This window comes from Ensifer sp. SSB1 (genome assembly GCF_016652895.1).
Lineage (GTDB): Bacteria > Pseudomonadota > Alphaproteobacteria > Rhizobiales > Rhizobiaceae > Ensifer.
In genome coordinates this window covers 1-6,950 of the sequence record NZ_JAEPRP010000265.1, presented here as the reverse complement: position 1 = coordinate 6,950, position 6,950 = coordinate 1, and the positions used below count along the sequence as shown (strand labels likewise).

Sequence of the window (6,950 nt, the reverse complement as noted above, 5' to 3'; positions counted from 1 at the left end):
GGGTGGCGCGACGTGCTGCTCGCCGCCGAAACCAATGTCGAGGACATCCTGGCAACGCTTTCCGAAGGCAAGCGACCGGATCTGGTGATCATCGACTCGATCCAGACACTTTGGAGCGACATCGTCGATTCGGCACCCGGCACCGTCACCCAGGTCCGCACCGGCGTCCAGGCGATGATCCGCTTTGCCAAGCAGACGGGAACCGCCGTCGTTCTGGTCGGCCATGTCACGAAGGAAGGCCAGATCGCCGGACCGCGCGTCGTCGAGCACATGGTCGATGCCGTGCTTTACTTCGAAGGCGACCGCGGCCACCATTACCGCATTCTGCGCACCGTCAAGAATCGCTTCGGGCCGACCGACGAGATCGGCGTGTTCGAGATGTCCGACAAGGGATTGCGCGAAGTCGCCAACCCATCGGAACTCTTTCTCGGTGAGCGCAACGAGAAATCCCCGGGCGCGGCAGTTTTTGCCGGCATGGAAGGTACCCGCCCCGTGCTCGTCGAAGTGCAGGCGCTCGTCGCTCCGACATCGCTCGGCACGCCGCGGCGCGCCATCGTCGGCTGGGATTCCGCCCGCCTGTCGATGATCCTCGCCGTGCTCGAAGCGCACTGCGGGGTACGGCTCGGCCAGCACGACGTCTATCTCAACATTGCCGGCGGTTACCGCATTTCCGAGCCCGCTGCCGATCTAGCTGTGGCTTCCGCACTGGTTTCATCGCTTGCCGGGCTTGCCCTTCCTGCGGATTGCGTCTATTTCGGCGAAGTCAGCTTGTCGGGCGCCATCCGGCCGGTTGCGCATACCGCACAACGCCTTAAAGAAGCCGAGAAGCTCGGGTTCTCACAGGCGGTCCTGCCGTCCGCGTCCACCGAATTGCCGAAAAACGGCAATGGCCGATGGAGCGAAATGGAAAGCCTGCCGGATCTGGTGGCGCGCATCGCGGGTTCGCGAAATGCGCTGAGACCGGCGGAAAACGAGGACTGAAGACGCGGATGTCGCAGACCGTCCTCTACTGCATAAGCCCCTAGATCGGGATCGATCTAGGGACAAATTTATGCAGCAGATCTGAGCGTTGCAGCGACCTTTGCGCGTCCGAAAGACGCGCGGCGCTGTGAGGGCCGCGAGCAGGCTGCAGATGCCCTGGACATCAGGCAGGGCCGATGGCGGATAGGCTTGAGGAGACCCGGACGAACCGGGTCCGGAGTAAGGACAAAATGCCCATTACAATTCTCGACGGTATCGTTCTCGGCGTCGCCCTGTTTTCCGCAATCCTGGCCATGGTTCGAGGGTTCTCGCGCGAGGTGCTCTCGGTGGCGAGCTGGGTAGGTGCGGCCGCGGCTGCCTATTTCCTCTACCCGCAGCTTCTGCCCTATGCCAAGCAGTACACCAATAGCGATACCGTCGCGCTGATCGGATCGGCGGCGGTGATCTTCCTGGTCGCGCTGATCATCATTTCCTTCATCACCATGCGGATTGCCGATTTCATCATCGACAGCCGCATCGGTGCGCTCGACCGCACGCTCGGCTTCCTGTTCGGGGCCGCGCGCGGCATTCTGCTGGTCGTCGTCGCCATGCTGTTCTTCAACTGGCTCGTCGCGCCGCAGCAGCAGCCGGGCTGGGTCACCCACGCCAAGTCGAAGCCGCTCCTCGACAATCTCGGCAACAAGCTGATCGCGCTGCTGCCGGAAGAAGCCGACGCCACCATTCTCGACCGCCTGCGCGGCAAGGATACGACCGGCGAAGGTGAAGGCGAAGCACCGGCAACGGCACCCGGCCAGGCACCGACGACGACGCCGGAACAGGCGCCCGCCGACGACGCACCGGCCACCAACGGCTGAGACAGGAACGATTTGCCGACAAAGCCCGCCCCGCGGGCTTTGTCCTTTTGGGGAATAACGCTTGCAGCCGTTTTCAGCTAAGATCGCTTGAAGACGGCGGGCCTGATCACGATATGCGCACCGGTACGGAGCAAAGGCGACTGTGATGACCGATCTGAGATCCATGGAAATCCACGATGAACTCGAAGGCGATGAGCTGCACGAAGAGTGCGGCGTCTTCGGCATATTGGGGCACTCGGACGCGGCAGCGCTGACGGCGCTCGGCCTGCATGCGCTCCAGCATCGCGGCCAGGAAGCAGCCGGCATCGTCACCTTCGACGGCAAGCAGTTCTGCACCGAAAAGCGCATGGGCCTCGTCGGCGATCATTACACGGATCCGGCGACGCTGGCGAAGCTTCCGGGCTTCATGTCGATCGGCCATACCCGCTACTCGACGACAGGCGAAGTGGCGCTGCGCAACGTGCAGCCGCTCTTTGCCGAACTCGAAGTCGGCGGCATCGCGGTCGCCCATAACGGCAACTTTACCAACGGCCTCACCCTTCGCCGGCAACTGATTGCCGACGGCGCAATCTGTCAGTCGACCTCCGACACCGAAGTGGTCCTGCACCTGATCGCACGGTCCAAGCAGACCTCCTCTTCCGATCGCTTCATTGACGCCATCCGCCAGATGGAAGGCGGCTATTCGATGCTGGCGATGACGCGCACCAAGCTGATCGCCGCGCGCGATCCGATCGGCATCCGCCCGCTCGTCATGGGCGAACTCGACGGCAAGCCGATCTTCTGCTCCGAGACCTGCGCGCTCGACATCATCGGCGCGACCTATGTTCGCGACGTCGAGAACGGCGAAGTGATCATCTGCGAAATCCAGCCTGACGGTTCGATCTCGATCGATGCACGCAAGCCCGAGATCTCGCAGCCGGAGCGGCTCTGCCTGTTCGAATATGTCTACTTCGCACGGCCGGATTCGGTCGTCGGTGGCCGCAGCATTTACGTTTCGCGCAAGAACATGGGCATCAACCTCGCCAAGGAAGCACCCATCGAGGCGGACGTGGTTGTTCCAGTGCCGGACGGTGGCACACCGGCGGCCCTCGGCTATGCGCAGCAGAGCGGCATCCCGTTCGAATACGGCATCATCCGCAACCACTATGTCGGCCGTACCTTCATCGAGCCGACGCAGCAGATCCGCGCCTTCGGCGTCAAGCTCAAGCATTCGGCCAACAGGGCGATGATTGAGGGCAAGCGCGTCATCCTCGTCGACGATTCGATCGTGCGCGGCACGACGTCGGTGAAGATCGTGCAGATGATGCGGGATGCCGGCGCGCGTGAAGTACATGTCCGCGTCGCCAGCCCGATGATCTTCCATCCGGATTTCTACGGTATCGACACCCCGGATCGCGACAAGCTGCTCGCCAACCAGCATGCCGACCTCGCGTCCATGTGCCGCTATATCGGCGCCGACTCGCTCGAGTTCCTGTCGATCGATGGCCTCTATGAGGCGGTCGGCGGCGAAAAGCGCGATCCCAAGGCACCGCAATTCACCGATCACTATTTCACCGGGGACTATCCGACCCGCCTTCTCGACCAGGAAGGCGCCAGCAATGTCCGCAAACTTTCGGTTCTCGCCAGCAACGGATAATCAGAAAACAAAATGACGATCGATCTCAAAGGCCGGGTGGCCGTGGTCACCGGCGCGTCGCGCGGTATCGGCTATTTCACCGCTCTCGAACTGGCCAAGGCCGGTGCCCATGTCGTCGCCTGCGCGCGTACCGTCGGCGGCCTCGAGGAACTCGACGACGCAATCAAGGCGGCGGGCGGTTCGGCCACGCTGGTGCCGTTCGACCTCGCCGACATGGCGGCGATCGACAAGCTCGGCGGCGCCATCAACGAGCGCTGGGGTAAACTCGATATCCTGGTCGCCAATGCCGGCGTTCTCGGCACGATCTCACCGATCGGCCATGTCGAGGCGAAGGTGTTTGAAAAGGTGATGAACATCAACGTCAACGCGACCTGGCGGCTGATCCGTTCGCTGGAGCCGCTGCTGATCAAGTCGGATGCCGGCCGCGCGCTGATCCTGTCTTCGAGCGCCGCACACAAGTGCAAGCCTTTCTGGGGCCCCTACTCCGCCTCCAAGGCTGCCGTCGAGGCGCTGGCCCGCACTTGGGCCGGCGAAACGCAGCGCCTGCCGCTGCGCATCCTCTCCGTCGATCCGGGCGCAACCCGCACCGCCATGCGCGCCCAGGCGATGCCCGGCGAGGATCCGGAGACCGTGCCGCACCCTTCCGACGTTGCCGCCAAGCTGCTTCCGCTCGTCGGCCCCGACCAGACCGAGACCGGCAAGCTCTATATCGTTCGCGAGGACAAGATCGTCGACTACCGGATGCCCGAATAGTCTTTGACGCATCGCTCATGGAAAAGGCCACCGTGTCCCCACGGTGGCCTTTTCTTTTGTCCGTAATTTCTGAAGGGCTCGTCGTTTCGCAGCTTTCGACGGAACGCTTCAGTCCTTGTCGCCAGGCAGACCGTCACCGCCGGTCGACGGATGGGCCGGCCAGTCGCCGCCATATTTGCGCTGCCACGAGCGTGCGCCAAACGGCAGCGTGATCAGGTAGCCAAGTGCCGTCAAGGCCATCGTTTCCCAGGTATAGGTCATCAGCGTCGCCACGTAGAAGACGACACCGAGAATGGCCGGCAGGACGAGGTCGCGGCGCACGCGGCTATTTTCCGATTTTCCGGACCACACCGGCAGACGGCTGACGAGCAGGAAGGCGATCAGCACCGTATAGGCGGAAGCAATCAGCGCGAAAGTGCGTTCCGGCGCAAGACCCAGGAGGCCGAGATAGACCGGCAGCAACACCAGCATGGCGCCCGCGGGTGCCGGCACACCGACAAAATATTCCGACTGCCAGGGCGCCTTGGACTGGCGCTCCGCCATGACGTTAAAGCGCGCCAACCGCAAACCGCAGGCGATCGCATAGATCAGTGCGGCGATCCAGCCGATCGAGCGGGCCTGATCCAGGATGAAAACGTAGAGCACAAGCGCCGGCGCAACGCCGAAGTTGATGATGTCGGCGAGCGAGTCCATCTGGCCACCGAAATTCGACGTCGCCTTCAGGGCGCGTGCTACACGGCCGTCGATGCCATCAAGGAACGCTGCGAGCAAAACCATGGCGACGGCGAGCTCGATGCGGTTTTCGAAGGCCAGCCGAATGCCGGAGAGGCCTGCACAGATCGCCAGCACCGTGATCAGGTTCGGGATCATCAGGCGCAGCGGTATCTCGCGCAGACGAGGACCGCGACCGGTGTCGTTGGAGCCGTTCGCGTCGCCGGCCACTTTCGGCGGTTCGGTCGATTTTTCCTGTTCAGAGCCTTCCATGTACACTCCTTACGCGCGGCGGCTGATGACCGGGCCCTTGGCCGAGCCGAATTCGGCAAGCACGGTCTCGCCGGCAACCGCAGTCTGCCCGACGCTGACGCGCGGCTCGGCTCCTGCAGGCAGGAAGACGTCGAGGCGCGAGCCAAAGCGGATCAGGCCGAAGCGTTCGCCTGCGTCCAGCGAGCCGTTTTCATACTTCCAGCAGAGGATACGACGTGCGACGAGGCCGGCAATCTGGACGACGCCGATCTGGCCGTGCTTGGTCTCGATCACCAGCCCGTTGCGCTCGTTCTCGTGGCTCGCCTTGTCCAGCTCGGCATTGACGAACTTGCCGGCGCGATAGGCGACGCGGGTGATGGTACCAGCCATCGGCGCACGGTTCACATGGCAATTGAACACGTTCATGAAGACCGAGATGCGAAGCATCGGTCCCGAACCGAGATTCAGCTCTTCCGGCGGCATGACCGTTGCGATCGACGAAACACGGCCGTCGGCCGGGCTGATCACCAGATCGTCATCGAGCGGGGTCATGCGCTCCGGGTCACGGAAGAAATAGGCGCACCAGGCGGTCAGCACGAAGCCGATCCACATCAACGGCTCCCACAGGAAGCCAAGCACCAGCGACACGACGAAGAAGATCGCGACGAAGCGATAGCCTTCCTTGTGGACCGGTACGAGCGTGTTGCGGATCGTATTGACCAGGCTCATGAACTCTACTCCAGATTTTCCGTGGAACGTGAACTAGCGCGAAATGCCCTGGCGGGCAACGTCGCCCGCCAGACAGCGACAAAACGCGTCGCGCTCAGCAAAGAAAGAAATCATCCCTAGACCGCCGGTTCGCCGCGCGTGACGATACCGAGATCGTCGCTCTCGCGCACCCGCTTCAACTGCTCTTCCGCCTGCGTTGCTTCGCGCTGGCGGCTCCACATCGAGGCGTAGAGGCCGTCGCGATCGATCAACTCGCCATGGGTGCCTCGCTCGGCGATGACACCATCCTTGAGCACGATGATCTCGTCGGCGTTGATGACGGTCGAGAGACGGTGCGCGATGACGAGCGTCGTGCGATTGCGCGATACGACGTCGAGCGCCGACTGGATTTCCTGCTCCGTGCGCGTGTCCAGCGCCGACGTCGCCTCGTCGAGGATCAGGATCGGTGGGGCTTTCAGGATCGTGCGGGCGATTGCGACGCGCTGCTTCTCGCCGCCGGAGAGTTTCAGGCCGCGCTCGCCGACCATGGCCTGGAAGCCTTCCGGCAGCGTGCGGATGAAGCCGGCGATCTGTGCGGCTTCGGCGGCTGCCTCGACCTCGGCCTCACTGGCCGAGACCCGGCCGTAGCGGATGTTGTAGGCAATCGTGTCGTTGAAGAGCACCGTATCCTGCGGCACCATGCCGATGACCGAGCGCAGGCTCTTCTGCGTGACCGTGCGCACATCCTGGTCATCGACGGTGATCGCTCCCTCCTGCACATCGTAGAAGCGATAGAGCAGCCGGGAGAGCGTCGACTTGCCAGCGCCCGAAGGGCCGACGACTGCGACCGTCTTGCCGGCGGGCACTTCGAAGGTGATGCCCTTGAGGATCGGTCGCGCCGGATCATAGGCGAAATGCACGTCCTTGAAGGCGATGGCGCCCTTTCCAATGGAAAGTTCGGTCGCGTCGGGGCGGTCCACCACTTCGGCGCGGACGTCGAGAAGATCGAACATGTGCTCGATATCGGTCAGGCCCTGGCGGATTTCGCGGTAGAC

The 6,950-nt window shown here is 63.1% G+C and carries 7 protein-coding genes; 4 read left to right on the top strand and 3 right to left on the bottom strand.

What is annotated here, in order from left to right; genetic code table 11:
• From I8N66_RS35200 to I8N66_RS35185, 4 genes are all read left to right on the top strand, one after another.
• A partial coding sequence (locus I8N66_RS35200) for a magnesium chelatase domain-containing protein (RefSeq protein ID WP_291164523.1) occupies positions 1-981 on the top strand: 981 nt, incomplete at its 5' end.
• A 230-nt stretch (positions 982-1,211) separates the two neighbouring features.
• Complete coding sequence (locus tag I8N66_RS35195; RefSeq protein ID WP_223726857.1) at positions 1,212-1,835, top strand: CvpA family protein; 624 nt, start codon at positions 1,212-1,214, stop codon at positions 1,833-1,835.
• Between the two features lie 145 nt (positions 1,836-1,980).
• On the top strand, positions 1,981-3,471 hold the full coding sequence (gene purF / locus I8N66_RS35190) for an amidophosphoribosyltransferase (protein WP_291164520.1): 1,491 nt from the start codon (positions 1,981-1,983) through the stop codon (positions 3,469-3,471).
• Positions 3,472-3,483: 12 nt separating this feature from the next.
• Entirely contained in the window at positions 3,484-4,224 is a 741-nt protein-coding gene (locus I8N66_RS35185; protein ID WP_291164517.1) for an SDR family NAD(P)-dependent oxidoreductase, read from the top strand.
• Between the two features lie 108 nt (positions 4,225-4,332).
• On the opposite strand, the gene pssA is transcribed toward I8N66_RS35185, so the two are convergent.
• The 3 genes from pssA to I8N66_RS35170 all read right to left on the bottom strand — a co-directional run.
• Entirely contained in the window at positions 4,333-5,208 is an 876-nt protein-coding gene (gene pssA / locus I8N66_RS35180) for a CDP-diacylglycerol--serine O-phosphatidyltransferase (RefSeq protein ID WP_113536820.1), read from the bottom strand.
• Between the two features lie 9 nt (positions 5,209-5,217).
• Positions 5,218-5,916: a phosphatidylserine decarboxylase gene (locus tag I8N66_RS35175; RefSeq protein WP_113536819.1), complete on the bottom strand. Its 699-nt coding sequence runs from the start codon at positions 5,914-5,916 to the stop codon at positions 5,218-5,220.
• 116 nt (positions 5,917-6,032) lie between these two features.
• Positions 6,033-6,950 (bottom strand): ATP-binding cassette domain-containing protein (locus I8N66_RS35170; protein ID WP_291164513.1); only part of this gene is annotated, 918 nt, incomplete at its 5' end.

Excerpts from the sequence above, each read along its gene's own strand:
- pssA (WP_113536820.1), bottom strand. The coding sequence starts at position 5,208 with ATGGAAGGCTCTGAACAGGAAAAATCGACCGAACCGCCGAAAGTGGCC.
- I8N66_RS35195 (WP_223726857.1), top strand. The coding sequence starts at position 1,212 with ATGCCCATTACAATTCTCGACGGTATCGTTCTCGGCGTCGCCCTGTTT.
- purF (WP_291164520.1), top strand. The coding sequence starts at position 1,981 with ATGACCGATCTGAGATCCATGGAAATCCACGATGAACTCGAAGGCGAT.
- I8N66_RS35185 (WP_291164517.1), top strand. The coding sequence starts at position 3,484 with ATGACGATCGATCTCAAAGGCCGGGTGGCCGTGGTCACCGGCGCGTCG.
- I8N66_RS35175 (WP_113536819.1), bottom strand. The coding sequence starts at position 5,916 with ATGAGCCTGGTCAATACGATCCGCAACACGCTCGTACCGGTCCACAAG.